Consider the following 14,848-nt stretch of genomic DNA (forward strand, 5'->3'; position numbering starts at 1 on the left):
GACGGCAGGCCACCAGGACACACAGCCGAGGCCAGGCCGCCAGGACACACAGCCGAGGCCAGGCCGTCGGAGCAGGCCGTCAGGGCACGCGGTCGCGGGCGGGGCGCCGGAGCCAGGGGCCGGTGTCAGGCCGTGGGAGTGGGTGGCGTGCTCCGGAGTGGCAGCAGGCTGACCGTCGTGGCGGCCCGGGCGTCCCCGTCTCCGATCCCGTACCGGTCGTTTTCCCCTCCGTCCAGGCTCGCGCCGCCCCACTGCCCGTCCGGACCCGCGCCGCAACCGTTCGTGTCGTGGGTCGCCTCGATGGCGGCCCACCAGTCGGCGCCGTCCTCCAGGTGGCGCAGGAGGATGCCCTCGCGCAGGGCCCAGGGGCAGATCGCGAGGGTCCGCACGCCGCTCAGTTTCATCGCGGTGTGTCCGACGACCGCTCCCGCGAGGCTCTGCCGGGCCCGGGGTTCGGAGATGCCGGGCAGGCCGGCGCGCTCGGCCGCCGGCAGGGCGGCCAGCCGGTCGATCGCGAGGCGCAGGTCGCCCCGGCGCAGGATCCGCTCGGCGAACGGGCCGTTCCGGCCCGGGGCCGCGCCGCACAGCCGGGCCAGCTGCTGGAAGGTGCGGGAGGTGGCGACGACGGTGTGCGGGTGCTCCCAGCGGATACGGGCGGTGGCGTCGCGCAGCTGATGGCGGGCCCGGCGGCGCAGCGCGCGCAGTTCGTCCGCCGTCGGCGGCCCGTCGTGGCCGAGGAACTCGTCGGTCAGCCGCCCCGCCCCGAGCGGCAGGGCGACCGCGAACTCCGGCATCCGGCCCCGCCCGAAGGCCACTTCGAAGGAGCCGCCCCCGATGTCGAACACGGCCAGCGGCCCGGCCCGCCAGCCCATCCAGCGCCGGACGCCGAGAAAGGTGAGCTCCGCCTCCACCTCGCCGGGCAGCACGCACAGCCGTACCCCGGTGTGCTGGGCCACGGCCCGCAGAACGGCCGCGCGGTCGGGCGCGTTGCGTACCACGGCGGTGGCGAACGCCAGGGGTGCCGGGGCGCCCCACCGGCGGGCGACCTCGACGGCCTTGTGGAGCGCCTCGACCAGCTGCCCGGTGGCCTCTTCCCCGAAGTGCCCGTCGGCGCCGACCTGTTCGGACAGGCGGAGCTTCCACTTGGCGGTGTGCACCGGCAGCGGCACCCCACCCGTCGCGTCGGCCACCACCAGCCGCACCGTGTTCGACCCCGCGTCCACCAGGCCAACTCTCATGGCCTTGCACGTACCCAGTGCGGCGGGGGAAATGCGGTGCGTACACGGACGTGTACGCAAAGGAATACCCGGGCGTGTGCACAGCGCGGCGGCCTCCCGCGGCACCTGGCGGGCACGCCGTGCCCGACCGGCTCGGCGTGCCCGAACCCGCCGACTTCGACAAGTTCTTCACCCGCGGGGCCGGCCGCGCGCCGGGCGCCTTCCGCACCGGCCGGCGCTGGTCACTTCTCGCCGTGCTGCCGCCGGAGCCTCGCGGCCACCTCGTTGTCCTCCGTCTCCCACCAGGGCCGGACCCGGTCGGCGGCGGGGGCGGAGGCGGGGGCAGGGCCGGCCGTCGCCGGAACCACGGCGAGCTGCTCGTCCAGGTGGCGGTCGAGGGCCGCCGTCTGGACGCGTTCCGCCCGCGCCCACTGGAACAGGAGCGCCAGCAGGAACGGCAGGGCGACCAGCTCGGCGATGCTCAGCATCGCGCCGCCGCCGATCTGCTGGTCGTGCCGGACGTCGGGAGCCCAGGACGGGTGGTGGTGCAGGTACCACGCGCCGGCGATCAGCGTGCCGTGCGTCATCACGACGACCCCGGGAACCGCGTCGATCACGCCGTCCAGGAAGACGAGGGCCGCCCGCACCGGATGCGTGCACCAGGCCGGCAGGGTCTCCTCGCGGGTCAGCACCGGTACGACGAAGAGGCAGCCCGCGACCAGCAGGTGCAGGTACATCAGCTCGTGCAGCCAGCCCACCCGCAGCGCGGTGGCGAAGTACGGGGTGAAGTAGACCGTCAGCTCGGTGGCGAGGACGAGGGCCGTGCTGACCAGGGGGAAGGTCAGGAGGCGGACCACGCGCCCGGTCATCGCACGGCGGACCCGCGCCGCCGCGCCCTCCGGCAGCGCCTCCGTCGCCAGCCGCAGCGGGTCGCCGAGGGCCAGGCCGAGCGGGGCCAGGAGGTCGAGCAGGATGTTCTGCACGGCCGCGGGCCAGAACAGCACGTGGTCGTAGACGGCCAGGCCCGACATCGTCGCGACGACCAGGGCGCCCAGGCCCAGCACCGCGAAGGCGGCCGACCGGCCCGGCGACCAGGACCCGCCCCCGGCCCGCACGCGCCGCACGCCCCAGGCGTACAGGCCGCCCAGGGCCACGACCAGCAGCAGCGCCGGCACGTCCAGCTGCCACGACGTCAGCAGCCGGCCCACGGTCAGCTCGGCCATCCGGCTCACCCTCCTTGTTCGGTCGGGGACGAAACGGGTCAGGTCAGTCCACTGCGCGACGCTATACCCGTCCCGCCCCGCCGCCGCACCGGGGCTCGTGCAGAATCGGCGCGGTCACCGGGTGGTGATCGGCACGGTTCTCGGAGGTGGGGGATTCATGTTCGGAAAGCGGCTCATGGTGGGCGGAGCCATAGCGATTCTGATCGGCACGCTCGGCGCGTGCTCCGGGGGCGGGAGTGGGAACGGTGAGGGGAACGGGAGCGCCGCCGGGAACGTTTCCGGTTCCGTCTCCGCGACTGCCGGCGCCGCGTCCGCCCGGGAGGACACCGTCCACGGGCTGAAGGACACCGTCCGGCACGTCACCGCGAAGACCACCCGGGCCACCCGCCCCCGCCTGGTCAAGAAGTGCTCCACCGCCACACGCCGGGAGCGGCACACCTCCAGCAGCGGCACCGGCAGCCGGCGGAAGACCCGGACCTGGTACACGACCGAGCGGTACCGGTCCTGCACCAGGGTCCGCAGCGGCACCGAGACCTACCGGAAGACCGTGCGCACCGAGAAGTGGTGCGTGGAGCTGGACGACGTGAACGGCGACCGGCGCCGCGACGGCGTCTGGTACCGGGTCAGCAGATCGGTCTACGGCGACGCCGTGGCCGCGGCCGACCACGCCCGGCTGGAGTTCGCCGCGACCCGCGAGGCCTGCTGAGCCGCCCGTCACCGCCACCCCCACGGACCCACGTCACAGTTCTGTGCCGGGTCACGGTGATCCTTGATCATCCGCGTTGGCCCGCGCCTAGGGTGATCAACGCGGCCCGCGGAGCCCGGCCACCTCCGCCGCCGCCCGGAGGAGACGGGGACACGGGGGGATGCACCGACATGAGGGAACGATTCGCCACGCCTCGGCGCGGGTCGGCACGGCCGCTGGCCGCGCTGCTGGCCGCCGTCGGGATCACCGCGGGGGTGCTGATCGGCCGGCCGGGGCTGGAGACGGTGACGGGGTGCGGGGGCTCGGGGGACTTGTATCCGTCGCAGACCGCGAAGGACTGGGTGTCGTACGCCGACCACGTCGTGGTCGGCGGCCCGACCGGGGAACGGGAGACGAACCGGCGGACGTACACCGAGGGGGCCGTGGCGTACTCGACGGACCGGCTGGTGACCTTCCGGACCGAGCGCACGGTGTGGTCGCGGGCGTCGCCCCGGCACGCCCTCGGCGCCACCTTCGACCTGGTCGCCCCCGGCTGGAAGGTCTACCGGTCCTCCGGCACCCGTGTCGCCGAGATGGCCACCGACGCGCCCCGCTTCCAGACCGGCCACACCTACCTGCTCGCCCTGCGCCGGCACCAGGGCAACTGGGTGGTCCTCGGCGAGGGCGCGGCCGTGCCCTTCGACGACCACACCGGAGACCAGGGCGAGTGGTGCGGGCGCGTACTGAGCAAGGAGGACGTCGCCGCGGGCGAGCGCTTCTCCCGGCACGACGACCACAGCCTGGAAAAGGCGCTGCTGGGACAGGACGAGCAGGCCGCCGAGCGCGCCCTGGACCGCGCGGCCGGCGGCTGAACTCCGCCCGGTCAGCAGTACGGCGGCTGGTTGGTGAGCGAGGAGGCGACCCGCATCCAGACGCCGAACTGCCGGTAGAGGGCGGGCAGCGGACCGCGGGCCTGCACGGTACGGCTGTCCAGGGCCGTCACCCCGGGGATGCCGAGGAGGACGGCGGGGACGGAGGCGGACTGCCAGCGCACGGCGAGGAGGGACTCGCCCTCGGGCGCGGCGGGCCGCTTCGGCACGGGCGTCAGGGCCGCGAGCACCCCCTCCTCGATCGCCCGGCGGGCCTCCTCCGCCGGGCGCAGCTCCGCGGCGAACCGGTCCCGGGCGTACTTCACGGGCACGGCGACCACCGATTCCTCCCAGGCCGTCATCTCGGCGCACGCCGCGTCGTCACCCGTGAGGGCCACGACCGGAACGCCGAGGGCCGCGGCGGTGGCGTGCGCGAGCCCGATCTCCCCGGCGGGTCTCCCGTCCAGCCAGATGTCCTCGATCTCGTGGCCCATGAAGCTGTGACTCAGCACACCGAGGGCACCGGCCCGGGAGTGGTAACCGACACATATCGCCGCGTCGTGCCCCGCCGTGAGCCCCTCCAGCATCAGCATCTTCTTCGGCTTGCCGCGCACCAGGCGGGCCGCGGGGTGCAGGTGTTCGGGGAGCAGGTTGCGCATCGGCCCGTGGGCGTCGTTGACCAGCACCTCGGTCGCGCCGGCGGCCACCGCCCCGCGTACCGCCGCGTTCACGTCCTCGGCCATCATCGACCGGCCGCGCTCGTAGTCCCGGCCGCCCGGCTGCACGTCGTCCCGGTCGACGAGCCCGGTGATGCCTTCCATGTCCACGCTGATGTAGATCCGCACGTCCTGACACTATCCGGACCCTACGTATTGTAGGTTCCCCATCGGCCACGGCGGCTCGTCAGCTCACGGGGGTACTCATGCAGGGCGCGGACACACAGGAGGCGCGGCGCAGCCTCGCCCCCACGGTGGCGGTGCTGGTGGCGAGCCTGCTGATCGCGGCCGTGGGCGTGTACGAGCTGTCCGGCTTCGGCCTGCAGGCCCTCGACCGGCGCCCGCACCTGTTCAGCGACGGGCTGGCGACCGGCGGGGTGATCGTGGCGGCGGTGGCGGCCGGGGCGGCGCTCGGCAACCTGGCGTGGATGCTGGCGGCCCGGCGGCGGGCGGAACGGGAACGGGCGCAGGCTCCAGCACGTCCGTAAGAGCAGGACGCCCATTCACACCGTATTCCGTACGACGGTGGACCGCTCCCGCGTCCCCCACAGATACCCTACAGACTGTAGGGTCAACCCTTCCGTCAACCCTCTGTCAACCCGCTCCCCGTCCCCAAGGTGACCGGTCCCCATGCCCGCACAGCTGTCGACCCTGATCCCGTCCGGCGTCTCCGCCGCCCTGCGCGCCCCCACCGGCGCCTCGGGCGGCGCCCTGCGCAGGCGGGCCGCCGACTTCACCGTCTGGTACCTGCGTGTGATCGCCGTACTGAACATACTGGCGGTGATGTCGCTCCCCTTCCGCCAGGAGGTCGACGAGCACAACAACGGCCGCATCACCCTGCACCTCCACCAGCAGCACGCGCACCACAGCGGCCAGTTCTTCACCCCGTACCTGGCCACGGCGGGCCTGGTCTCGGCCGCCCTCGCCATCTTCTTCGTGCTGGTGATGCGCCGCCGCAAGCGCGCGGCCTGGGTGGTCAACCTGACCCTGTCCGCCCCGCTCTTCGCCCTCTACGTCCTCGCCCTCACCCAGCACGAGTACCGCGCCCACGCCTTCAACTGGGTCTCGGCGGCCGTCACCGGCCTCTTCGTGGCCGCGCTGCTGGTCAGCCGCCGGGAGTTCAACGCGGTGGGCGACCCGTCGAACCCGAAGACGGCCCTGGCGGTGGGCGCCGGCGGCGTCCTGGTGACCGGCGGCCTGGGCACGCTCCTCGTCCATGCCACGAACAAGCTCCCGGGCTCCACCCTCCCCGACGAGATCGCCTACACCCTGCTGCGGGGCGTCAGCGTCGGCCCGCTCGCCGACCACGTCACCGCGGTGCACGCCCCCCGCTGGGCCGACATCATCGTCAACATCCTCCTCGCCGCCGCCTTCTGCCTGGTCCTCTACGCCGGCTTCCGCTCCCCGCGCGGCCGCCGCCTGCTCAGCCCGGAGGACGAGACCCGGCTGCGCGGCCTGCTGGACAAACACGGCGCCCGCGACTCCCTCGGCTACTTCGCGCTGCGCCGCGACAAGATGGCGATCTTCTCCCCCACCGGCAAGTCGGCGGTCACCTACCGCGTCGTCGGCGGTGTCAGCCTCGCCTCCGGCGACCCGATCGGCGACCCGGAGGCCTGGCCGGGCGCGATCGACGCGTGGCTGACGGAGGCGCGGCAGCACGCCTGGACGCCGGCCGTCATGGGCGCGAGCGAGGAGGCGGGCACCGTCTACGCCCGGCACGGCCTGGACGCCCTCGAACTCGGCGACGAGGCCATCGTCGACATCGCCGACTTCACCCTGGAGGGCCGTGCGATGCGCGTGGTCCGCCAGGCCCACAACCGGGTCCGCCGCGCCGGCTACACGGTCCGCATCCGCCGCCACGAGGACATTCCGGCCGACGAGATGGCGACCCTGATCGAACGGGCCGACAGCTGGCGCGACGGTGCCACCGAGCGCGGCTTCTCCATGGCCCTCGGCCGCCTCGGCGACCCGGCGGACGGGCGCTGCGTGATGCTGGAGTGCCGGGACGCGGACGACACCCCGCGCGCCCTCCTCAGCTTCGTCCCCTGGGGCGAACAGGGCCTCTCCCTGGACCTGATGCGCCGCGACCGCAACTCCGAGAACGGCCTGATGGAGTTCATGGTCGTCGAACTCCTCCTCGGCGCGGCCGAGTTGAAGGTAGACCGCGTCTCCCTCAACTTCGCCATGTTCCGCTCGGTCTTCGAACGCGGCTCCCGCCTCGGCGCGGGCCCGGTCCTGCGCCTGTGGCACGCCACCCTGACCTTCTTCTCCCGCTGGTGGCAGATCGAGTCCCTGTACCGCGCGAACGCCAAGTACCGCCCGGTGTGGGAACCCCGCTACATCCTCTTCACGAAGACCAGCGACCTCCCGCGGATCGGCCTGGCGAGCGCCCGCGCGGAGGGCTTCCTCACGGTGCCCTGGGGGACCTGACGCCGTCCGGGCCGGCCCCGCCGCGGCTCAGACTCGGAGCGTCCCGCCCGTCATCCCCCCGCCCACCGTGAACCCGATCACCGCGCCTCCGCCCTCCCGGCGGAGGGCGAAGGGGGCGCCGCCGTGGGCCAGGGCGACCTCGCGGACGATGGAGAGGCCGAGGCCGGAGCCGGGCAGGGAGCGGGCGTCGGCGGCGCGGTAGAAGCGGTCGAAGATGCGGATCAGGTCGCCCTCGGCGATACCGGGACCGCGGTCCAGGACCTCGACGCGGACCGTGCCCGGCCGGGCGGGGCCGGTCACGCTGATCTCGATGGGGGACGTGCCGTCGCGGTCGAACTTGGCCGCGTTCTCGACGAGGTTGGAGACGGCCCGCTGGAGCATGCCGGGCCGCCCGTAGGCCGTGGTGTCCCCGGCCACGTGCAGGACGATCTCGCGTCCGGCACGGCGCCGGGCCAGCCCCGCCACGTCCTCCGCGATGTCGGCCAGGTCCACGTGCTGCGTGGGCTCGGTGTCGGACTGCCCGGCCGCGAGGTCGACCAGCTCGTTGACCAGGTCGGTCAGCTCGCGCGCCTCCTGGCCGAGGTCGGCCACGAGCTCCTCACGGGTGGCGGGCGGGAGTTCGTCGATCCGGCGGAGCAGGGAGATGTTGGTACGGAGCGAGGTCAGCGGGGTGCGGAGCTCGTGGCCCGCGTCCTGGACCAGGCGCCGCTGGTCCTCCTCCGACTGGGCGAGGCGGCCCAGCATCCGGTCGAAGGCGCGGCCCAGCCTGCCCACCTCGTCCAGTCCCGTCACCGGCACCTGGATGCCGAGCTGCCGGGTGCGGGCCACGTTCTCCGCGGCCGCGGTGAGGATCACCAGCCGGCGGGTGATCCGCCGGGCCAGCCACCAGCCGAGCAGCCCGGCGGCCACCACCACGGCCGCCATCAGCAGCAGCGTCCGCTGCTGGAGCGCCTGCAGCAGGTCCTCGGTGTCACTGAACTCCTGCGCCACCTGCACGGCGCCCCGCCCGCCGCCGAGCGCGACCGTGGCGATCCGGAACAGGTCCTCACCGGCCTGGACGTCCTGGTGCTGGACCGTCTTCCCGGCCTCCGCGGCGGTGGCGGCCGCCCGGTCCGCGGCGGTGACGGGCAGCACCGGGCTGCCGCGGTCGACGATCTCGCCCCGCGTGCCGAGCACCTGGACGTCGGTGCGCGCGGGCCGGACCAGATCATGGCCGGGCTGGGAGGAGGAGAAGTCCTCCGGCACCATCCTGTGCTGCCTGACCTCGTCCTGGACGTCGGAGACGACCTGCGTGAACACCGACTGCTGGTCGACGCGGACCAGCCGGGCGGCGGCGTTGTACGACAGGATGCCGACGACGACCGTGACGACGGCCGTGACCGCCGCGAAGGAGACGACGAAGGTGGTCCGCAGGGAGACGAGGCCCGGCCGGCGCCGGGCCAGCAACCGCGTGAGCCGCTCCAGCCGCTGGAGGAGGCCCACTCAGTCCTCCCGCAGCACGTATCCCACGCCCCGGACCGTGTGGATCAGCTGCGGGGCGCCCGGCTCGTCGAGCTTGCGGCGCAGGTAGCCGACGTAGACGGCGAGGTTCTTGGAACCGGGGCCGAAGTCGTAGCCCCAGATGCGGTCGTAGATCGTGGAGTGGTCGAGGACGATGCCCGCGTTGCGCGCGAGCAGCTCGAGGAGTTCGAACTCGGTGCGGGTCAGCTCCAGCTCGCGCCTGCCGCGCCAGGCCCGGCGGGCCTGGAGGTCCATCCGCAGGCCGGCCGCCTCGACCTGCCGGTCGGAGACCTGGGGCTCCCGGCCGGGTTCGGCGGCGACACCGGCACCGCCGCCCCCGGCGCTGCCGCCGCCGGTGGTCACTGGCGAGGTCCGGCGCAGCAGCGCCCGCAGCCGGGCGAAGACCTCTTCGACGTCGAAGGGCTTGACGACGTAGTCGTCGGCGCCGGCGTCCAGTCCCGCGATCCGGTCGGCGGTCTCCACCAGCGCGGTCAGCATGAGGATCGGGGTACGGTCCCCCTCGGCCCGCAGCACGCGGCAGACCTGGAGTCCGTCGATGCCGGGCATCATCACGTCCAGGACCAGGACGTCCGGGTTGGTGCGGTGGGCGTGCGCCAGGGCCTCCACACCGTCCGCGACCGCCGTCACCTCATAACCCTCCAGGGTGAGGGCCCGCTCCAGGGCGTGGCGGATGGCGCGGTCGTCTTCGGCGAGCAGCACAGTCTGGGGCACCTCCCCAGTCTGCCAAGGGCTCCGGCGGTTCTGCCGTGGTGCGCGGGCCTACGATCACCCTTTTTACCTGCCTCTCACCGTCACAGAAGCAACCGGGCGTCGCGATTTTGGTGCAGAAAGACGTTGCCGCGCCCACCCGTGCCGCAGGGCGGCACGAGTGGGCGCGGCGGCACCCTGCAGGCGCCGGTAAGCGTCCCCGCCCCCGCCCCGCCCCGCCTCAGCTCGCGGACAGCCTCGCCAGCTGCTCCGCGAACGGCACGACCGGCAGCTCCCCGGGCTCCCCGGGCTGCTCGGGCACGCTCCGGCGCAGCCCCCGCATCAGCCCGGCCAGCTCCCCCGCCGCCCGCTCGACCCGGTCCTCCAGCCCCTCCGCGCCCCAGTCCTCCGACGCCGCGTACACACCGGTCGGCACGACCACCGCCCGCAGGTACGCGAACATGGGCCGCAGCGCGTGCTCCAGCACCAGCGAGTGCCGTGCCGTACCCCCGGTCGCCGCGATCAGTACCGGCTTTCCCGCCAGCGCGTCCTTGTCGAGCACGTCGAAGAACGACTTGAACAGCCCGCTGTACGACGCCGTGAACACCGGCGTCACGGCGATCACGCCGTCCGCCGCGGTCACCGCCTCCTGCGCGGCCGCCAGCTTCCGCCCCGGGAACCCGTTGGTGAAGTTGTGCGCGATCTCGACCGCGAGGTCGCGCAGCTCGACCACCTCGACCTCGACCGGGGCCTCGGCCTGCCGGCCCACGGCCGCGGCCAGCCGGTCGGCCAGCAGCCGCGTGGACGACGGCACGCTCAGCCCCGCTGAGACGACGACGAGCTTCATACCCCGGCCTCCTTCTTGTCCGATGCCTTGTCGGCGGAACCGTCCGCGGCCTCGTCGGCCTTCTTCTCCGCCGCCGCGGCGGCCCGCAGCGACGCGTGCGTCGGCGCCTCCGGGACGTCCGCCGGACGGCCCTTCGCGAACTCCTTGCGCAGCACCGGCACGACCTCCTCGCCGAGCATGTCGAGCTGCTCAAGGACCGTCTTCAGCGGCAGCCCCGCGTGGTCCATCAGGAACAGCTGGCGCTGGTAGTCGCCCGCGTACTCACGGAAGCCCAGCGTCCGCTCGATCACCTGCTGCGGCGAGCCGACCGTCAGCGGGGTCTGCTCGGTGAAGTCCTCCAGGGACGGCCCGTGCCCGTAGACCGGCGCGTTGTCGAAGTACGGCCGGAACTCGCGCACCGCGTCCTGCGAGTTCTTCCGCATGAACACCTGGCCGCCGAGCCCGACGATCGCCTGCTCGGGGGTGCCGTGCCCGTAATGCGCGAACCGCTTCCGGTAGAACTCGACCATCCGCTTGGTGTGCTCGGCGGGCCAGAAGATGTTGTTGTGGAAGAAGCCGTCACCGTAGTAGGCGGCCTGCTCCGCTATCTCGGGCGAGCGGATCGAGCCGTGCCAGACGAACGGCGGTACGTCGTCCATCGGCCGCGGGGTGGAGGTGAAGCCCTGCAGCGGGGTGCGGAACTTGCCCTCCCAGTCGACGACGTCCTCGCGCCACAGCCGGCGCAGCAGGGCGTAGTTCTCGATGGCGAGGTTGATGCCCTCGCGGATGTCCTGCCCGAACCAGGGGTAGACCGGCCCGGTGTTGCCGCGGCCCATCATCAGGTCCACCCGGCCGTCGGCCAGGTGCTGGAGCATCGCGTAGTCCTCGGCGATCTTCACCGGGTCGTTGGTGGTGATGAGGGTGGTGGAGGTGGAGAGGATCAGCTTCTCCGTCTGCGCGGCGATGTAACCGAGCATCGTGGTCGGCGACGAGGGCACGAACGGCGGGTTGTGGTGCTCACCCGTCGCGAACACGTCCAGACCGACCTCCTCGGCCTTCAGCGCGATCGCGACCATCGCCTTGATGCGCTCCCGCTCGCTCGGCGTCCGCCCCGTGGTGGGGTCCGGCGTGACGTCGCCGACCGTGAAGATCCCGAACTGCATGCTCGCTCACCCTCCAGGTTGTTTACGATTCAACTATACCCGCAGAACGAGACCGCACCGCCACCTATTCCCCACGCTCACCGCAGGTGCCCCCGGCCTTCGGCCGGGGGCGGAACTGCGCGACCGGCCACCGGCGAACCCACGGCCTCAACGACGACGCGACCAGCGTGCTCACCTGCTCAGGCGAGTGCGGCTACCGCGTCACCTGGGGCGTCAGCCCGTGACCCGGAGGGGGCCGGTACGGTCGTCGCCGGCCCCGGCCCCCTCCGCTCAGCGCGCCGCCTGGAAGGCCCGGCCCGCCGCCGTGGCCGCCGTACCGCTCGTGAACAGCCCGCTGCTCGGCTTCGCCGGGTCCGCGCCGAGCCCGAACCACGCGTACCGCTGCACGTACGGCAGCGCGTCGAGCGCCTTCGTGGACGCGGTGACGAAGTCCGCCTGCTGCTGCGCGGACGGGAACCGGGTCCCCTGCGAGAAGTCGATCAGTGCGTACTCGGTGAGCCAGATCGGCTTGTGGTAGCGCGCGTACACCGCCGCCAGGTACGAGGTCAGCTGCCGCACGGCCTGCGGGGTGCGGAAGTCACCGCCGTACCAGTGCAGCGTGATGAAGTCGACCCGGTACCCCTTCGCCTTCGCCCCGGACATGAACCGGTCCAGCCAGCCGCCGGCCGTGTCACCGCCGTACGCCACCGCCGGGCTGCCCAGCACCTTGCCGGCCGCCATCAGCTTCGGCCACAGTCCCAGCGCCTGGTCGACCGTCATGTTCGACTGCTGCGCCATGTCGGGTTCGTTGAAACCCAGGAGGTACGGCCCCGCCGCCCGCGCCTGCGCCAGCGCGGTGCCGGTGACGGACGCGGCGCCCCAGACCATCGGCACGAAGGAGGCCGAGGACGGGGTCGTCACGCCCTGGTGCCCGGTGTTCCAGGTGTAGTACCAGCTCGCCCCGCTCGCCGCGAGCGCCTGGCTCACGCCGTTGAACGTCCATACGCCCACGCCCTTCTTGGCGCCGGAGGCCACCCGCACCTCAGCCGCGGTGTGCTTCGAGCGGGCCGGCTTGGCGGACGGTTCCGGGGACGCGCTGCGGCTGGGGGAGGGCGAAGGGGAGGCGGAGTGCGTCGGACTCGGGCTCTGGCTCGGGGACGCCACGGCCACCGGCGTCGGCGGCGGGGCCGCGTCCGCGGCCGGGGCGGACGGGCCCGCCGTCATCCGGGCCGCGACCAGCGCGACCGCCGCGACGACCGCGACCGCCGCCGAACCGCCCACGACCGCCTGCCTGCCCACGAGTTGCCGGCCGGCCCGCTTGCCCGCGCGCCCGTGCCGCCCCCGCGGCGGACGGCCCCCGCCACCGGAATCCGCGACCCCGGTCGCATGGGGTGCGGTGGCGTGGGACCCGGTGACGTGAGCCCCGGTGACATGAGCCAGCACCCGCGCCGGGTCGAGGCCCGCCGGTACGGCCACCAGCGGCAGGCCGCTCAGCAGCCGGTCCATCGGCAGCAGCCCCCGCTCCAGGCCCGCGCACACCCCGCAGCCGCGTATGTGACGCCCGAACCGCTTGCGCCACAGCGGACTCGGCGTGCCGTCCCAGCGCGCGGCGATCCCGTCCAGCGCGGCACAGCGCGGGTCGGCCGCCAGCCCCCGCACCACCCCCCGCGAGACCTCCATCTGCTTCTTCATCCGCTGCACCCGCACCGCCGCATGCCGGTCCGACAGCCCCAGCGCACCGGCGAGTTCGGCGCGCTCCAGGTCGCCGGTCTCCTCCAGCCACCACAGGGACAGCAGCTCCTGGTCGTCCGGGTCGAGCCAGCGCGTCGCCTCCGCGACCTCCCGGCGCTGCTCGGTCAGGCCCAGCCGCAGGATGGTCAGCCCGGCGAAGTCGAGCGCCGGGTCGGTGATCGTCTCCGCGTCGTCCAGACGGGCCCGGCGGTCCCGGTCCGTGGCCCGCGACTGCTCCCGGTTGCGCACCTGCCGGATCGTGATGGCGACGAGCCACGACCGGAACGCGGACGGGTCCCGCAGCTTCTCCAGCCCCCGCACCATGCGCAACAGCGTCTCCTGTACGACGTCGTCGACGTCGGCATGGCCGTTCAGGGCCCGGCCGACGATGTTGTAGACCAGCGGCAGGCACGCGGTCACCAGGTGCTCCAGTGCCGCTCTGTCCCCCGCGCGGGCGGCCGCCACCACGCCGGGGGCGGGTCCGCTGCGATGGTTCTCGGTCATGTGGGTCTGTTCCTCCGCGCAGAGTCCGGCTGTCGGAACGGAGACCCCGCGCAGGACGCGGGGACAACAGAAAACCGGCGAGTCGGCTTCGCAGTTTGTGTTGTACGGCCCCCACCGAGGAGGTCACCGAGAGGCAGGCACACGTCAGGTACCGCCCGAGGAAGGCACCAGGATGGCACGAGGACGCAGGAGACACGGCGCGAGACCACCGCGACGCCGCTGGTGGTACGCCGGCGCGGCCGCCCTCGCGACGGCCGCCACCGTGATCGTCACCTACGGCGTGTGGACCCCCGTCGGAACCCCCACCGCGCACCCGGACCGCCGGACGGCCGCGGCCCTCCCCTCCGGTCCGTCGGACACCGCACCCGCCTCGCCACCGTCACCGTCACCGTCACCGTCGCCGTCGTCGAGCCGCAGCGCGTCCCCCGCCGCGTCGGGCCGCCCCAAGCCGTCGGCCTCGGTGCCGGCGAAGACCCGGACCGCCCCCGCGGCCACCGGCCAGGCCGGGCAGCCCGCCACCGCCCCCGCCGGAAAGCGCCTGATCACCGTCGTCAACAAGACCCCGCAGACGGTGTGGGCGGTCGTCACCAACACCTCCGTCTACCCGGCAGGCCGCAGGCTCGCCCCCGGCCAGAGCCTCTCGGTGACCGTCCCGAACACCTGGGGCGGCCGCATCTGGGGCCGCACCGGATGCACCGGCGGAACGGCCGCGGGCCCCTGCGCCTCCGGCGACTGCACCAGCGTCTGCGGCGGCGGCAACCCGCCCACCACCCTCGGCGAGTTCACCTTCGACGCCTACGCGGGCATGGACTTCTACGACGTGAGCATGGTCGACGGCGCCAACCTGCCCATGTACATCAACGTCTCCCACACCACGACCACCGACCCGGTCAGCCCCTCCGGCTGCTACCGGGGCACCTGCACCACGGAGGTCGACTGCCCCAAGGCCATGCGGGCCCTGTCCGGCGGCGCGGAGATCGGCTGCAAGCCGCCCTGCGCGGCGTTCGGCGGCGACACCTACTGCTGCCGCGGCGCCTGGGCGGGCCGCGAGAACTGCGTCCCCGCCAAGTGGCCGGTGGACTACACCCAGGTCTTCAAGCGCGCCGCGCCCTACGCCTACTCCTACGCCTTCGACGACGGGGCGACCATGCCCTGCAAGGGCGCCTGCTACTACCGGGTGACCTTCGGGACGACGGCCGGCTCCACCTGAGCACCGCGGGCGGCGCGGGAGCGCGGGTCCCCTGGGCGCGGCCGGCCGTTCACCCGGACGGCCCGCGCACGGGGACACGCCGACGGG

13 protein-coding genes are annotated in these 14,848 nt (G+C 73.6%); 5 read left to right on the top strand and 8 right to left on the bottom strand.

From position 1 onward, the window contains the following. Positions 1-125: 125 nt before the first annotated feature. Together BLW82_RS18435 and BLW82_RS18440 are read right to left on the bottom strand one after the other, a co-directional pair. Positions 126-1,238, bottom strand: a complete 1,113-nt coding sequence (locus BLW82_RS18435; RefSeq protein WP_093499879.1) for a Ppx/GppA family phosphatase — start codon at positions 1,236-1,238, stop codon at positions 126-128. Between the two features lie 221 nt (positions 1,239-1,459). Beyond that, positions 1,460-2,440, bottom strand: a complete 981-nt coding sequence (locus BLW82_RS18440; RefSeq protein ID WP_093499881.1) for a cytochrome c oxidase assembly protein — start codon at positions 2,438-2,440, stop codon at positions 1,460-1,462. A 157-nt stretch (positions 2,441-2,597) separates the two neighbouring features. On the opposite strand from BLW82_RS18440, the gene BLW82_RS18445 reads away from it, so the two are divergent. Both BLW82_RS18445 and BLW82_RS18450 read left to right on the top strand, forming a co-directional pair. Next, entirely contained in the window at positions 2,598-3,146 is a 549-nt protein-coding gene (locus BLW82_RS18445; protein WP_093499883.1) for a hypothetical protein, read from the top strand. Between the two features lie 170 nt (positions 3,147-3,316). Beyond that, on the top strand, positions 3,317-3,997 hold the full coding sequence (locus BLW82_RS18450) for a hypothetical protein (protein WP_093499885.1): 681 nt from the start codon (positions 3,317-3,319) through the stop codon (positions 3,995-3,997). An 11-nt stretch (positions 3,998-4,008) separates the two neighbouring features. On the opposite strand, the gene BLW82_RS18455 is transcribed toward BLW82_RS18450, so the two are convergent. Beyond that, positions 4,009-4,839 (bottom strand): M55 family metallopeptidase, encoded by an 831-nt coding sequence (locus BLW82_RS18455; protein ID WP_093499887.1) that lies wholly within the window; start codon positions 4,837-4,839, stop codon positions 4,009-4,011. Between the two features lie 77 nt (positions 4,840-4,916). Here BLW82_RS18455 and BLW82_RS18460 point away from each other — a divergent pair, with 77 nt between their 5' ends. Further along, positions 4,917-5,198 carry a hypothetical protein gene (locus BLW82_RS18460; protein WP_093499888.1) on the top strand — a complete coding sequence of 94 codons (282 nt, stop codon included), beginning with the start codon at positions 4,917-4,919 and terminating at the stop codon, positions 5,196-5,198. A 142-nt stretch (positions 5,199-5,340) separates the two neighbouring features. Further along, positions 5,341-7,140, top strand: a complete 1,800-nt coding sequence (locus BLW82_RS18465; protein ID WP_093499890.1) for a phosphatidylglycerol lysyltransferase domain-containing protein — start codon at positions 5,341-5,343, stop codon at positions 7,138-7,140. Positions 7,141-7,167: 27 nt separating this feature from the next. Here the strand turns inward: BLW82_RS18465 and BLW82_RS18470 are convergent, their stop codons facing one another. The 5 genes from BLW82_RS18470 to BLW82_RS18490 all read right to left on the bottom strand — a co-directional run bounded on the left by BLW82_RS18470 (position 7,168) and on the right by BLW82_RS18490 (position 13,551). Then, positions 7,168-8,604: a HAMP domain-containing sensor histidine kinase gene (locus tag BLW82_RS18470; RefSeq protein ID WP_093508118.1), complete on the bottom strand. Its 1,437-nt coding sequence runs from the start codon at positions 8,602-8,604 to the stop codon at positions 7,168-7,170. 18 nt (positions 8,605-8,622) lie between these two features. Further along, on the bottom strand, positions 8,623-9,372 hold the full coding sequence (locus tag BLW82_RS18475; RefSeq protein WP_093499892.1) for a response regulator transcription factor: 750 nt from the start codon (positions 9,370-9,372) through the stop codon (positions 8,623-8,625). A gap of 217 nt (positions 9,373-9,589) precedes the next feature. After that, on the bottom strand, positions 9,590-10,195 hold the full coding sequence (locus BLW82_RS18480) for an FMN reductase (RefSeq protein ID WP_093499894.1): 606 nt from the start codon (positions 10,193-10,195) through the stop codon (positions 9,590-9,592). Further along, a complete protein-coding gene (locus tag BLW82_RS18485; RefSeq protein WP_093499896.1) occupies positions 10,192-11,337 on the bottom strand; it encodes an LLM class flavin-dependent oxidoreductase in 1,146 nt (381 codons plus the stop codon). Before BLW82_RS18485 ends, BLW82_RS18480 begins: the two co-directional genes overlap by 4 nt. A gap of 270 nt (positions 11,338-11,607) precedes the next feature. Next, the gene (locus tag BLW82_RS18490) at positions 11,608-13,551 is read right to left on the bottom strand and encodes a sigma-70 family RNA polymerase sigma factor (protein WP_093499898.1); all 1,944 of its coding nucleotides are present in this window, start codon (positions 13,549-13,551) and stop codon (positions 11,608-11,610) included. Positions 13,552-13,723: 172 nt separating this feature from the next. Here BLW82_RS18490 and BLW82_RS18495 point away from each other — a divergent pair, with 172 nt between their 5' ends. Further along, the gene (locus BLW82_RS18495; RefSeq protein WP_093499900.1) at positions 13,724-14,761 is read left to right on the top strand and encodes a thaumatin family protein; all 1,038 of its coding nucleotides are present in this window, start codon (positions 13,724-13,726) and stop codon (positions 14,759-14,761) included. The last annotated feature ends 87 nt before the right edge of the window (positions 14,762-14,848 follow it).

Origin of the sequence: Streptomyces sp. Ag109_O5-10, from assembly GCF_900105755.1 — a bacterium.
Taxonomy (GTDB): domain Bacteria; phylum Actinomycetota; class Actinomycetes; order Streptomycetales; family Streptomycetaceae; genus Streptomyces.

Excerpts from the sequence above, each read along its gene's own strand:
- BLW82_RS18435 (WP_093499879.1), bottom strand. The coding sequence starts at position 1,238 with ATGAGAGTTGGCCTGGTGGACGCGGGGTCGAACACGGTGCGGCTGGTG.
- BLW82_RS18440 (WP_093499881.1), bottom strand. The coding sequence starts at position 2,440 with ATGGCCGAGCTGACCGTGGGCCGGCTGCTGACGTCGTGGCAGCTGGAC.
- BLW82_RS18445 (WP_093499883.1), top strand. The coding sequence starts at position 2,598 with ATGTTCGGAAAGCGGCTCATGGTGGGCGGAGCCATAGCGATTCTGATC.
- BLW82_RS18450 (WP_093499885.1), top strand. The coding sequence starts at position 3,317 with ATGAGGGAACGATTCGCCACGCCTCGGCGCGGGTCGGCACGGCCGCTG.
- BLW82_RS18460 (WP_093499888.1), top strand. The coding sequence starts at position 4,917 with ATGCAGGGCGCGGACACACAGGAGGCGCGGCGCAGCCTCGCCCCCACG.
- BLW82_RS18465 (WP_093499890.1), top strand. The coding sequence starts at position 5,341 with ATGCCCGCACAGCTGTCGACCCTGATCCCGTCCGGCGTCTCCGCCGCC.
- BLW82_RS18480 (WP_093499894.1), bottom strand. The coding sequence starts at position 10,195 with ATGAAGCTCGTCGTCGTCTCAGCGGGGCTGAGCGTGCCGTCGTCCACG.
- BLW82_RS18485 (WP_093499896.1), bottom strand. The coding sequence starts at position 11,337 with ATGCAGTTCGGGATCTTCACGGTCGGCGACGTCACGCCGGACCCCACC.
- BLW82_RS18490 (WP_093499898.1), bottom strand. The coding sequence starts at position 13,551 with ATGACCGAGAACCATCGCAGCGGACCCGCCCCCGGCGTGGTGGCGGCC.
- BLW82_RS18495 (WP_093499900.1), top strand. The coding sequence starts at position 13,724 with ATGGCACGAGGACGCAGGAGACACGGCGCGAGACCACCGCGACGCCGC.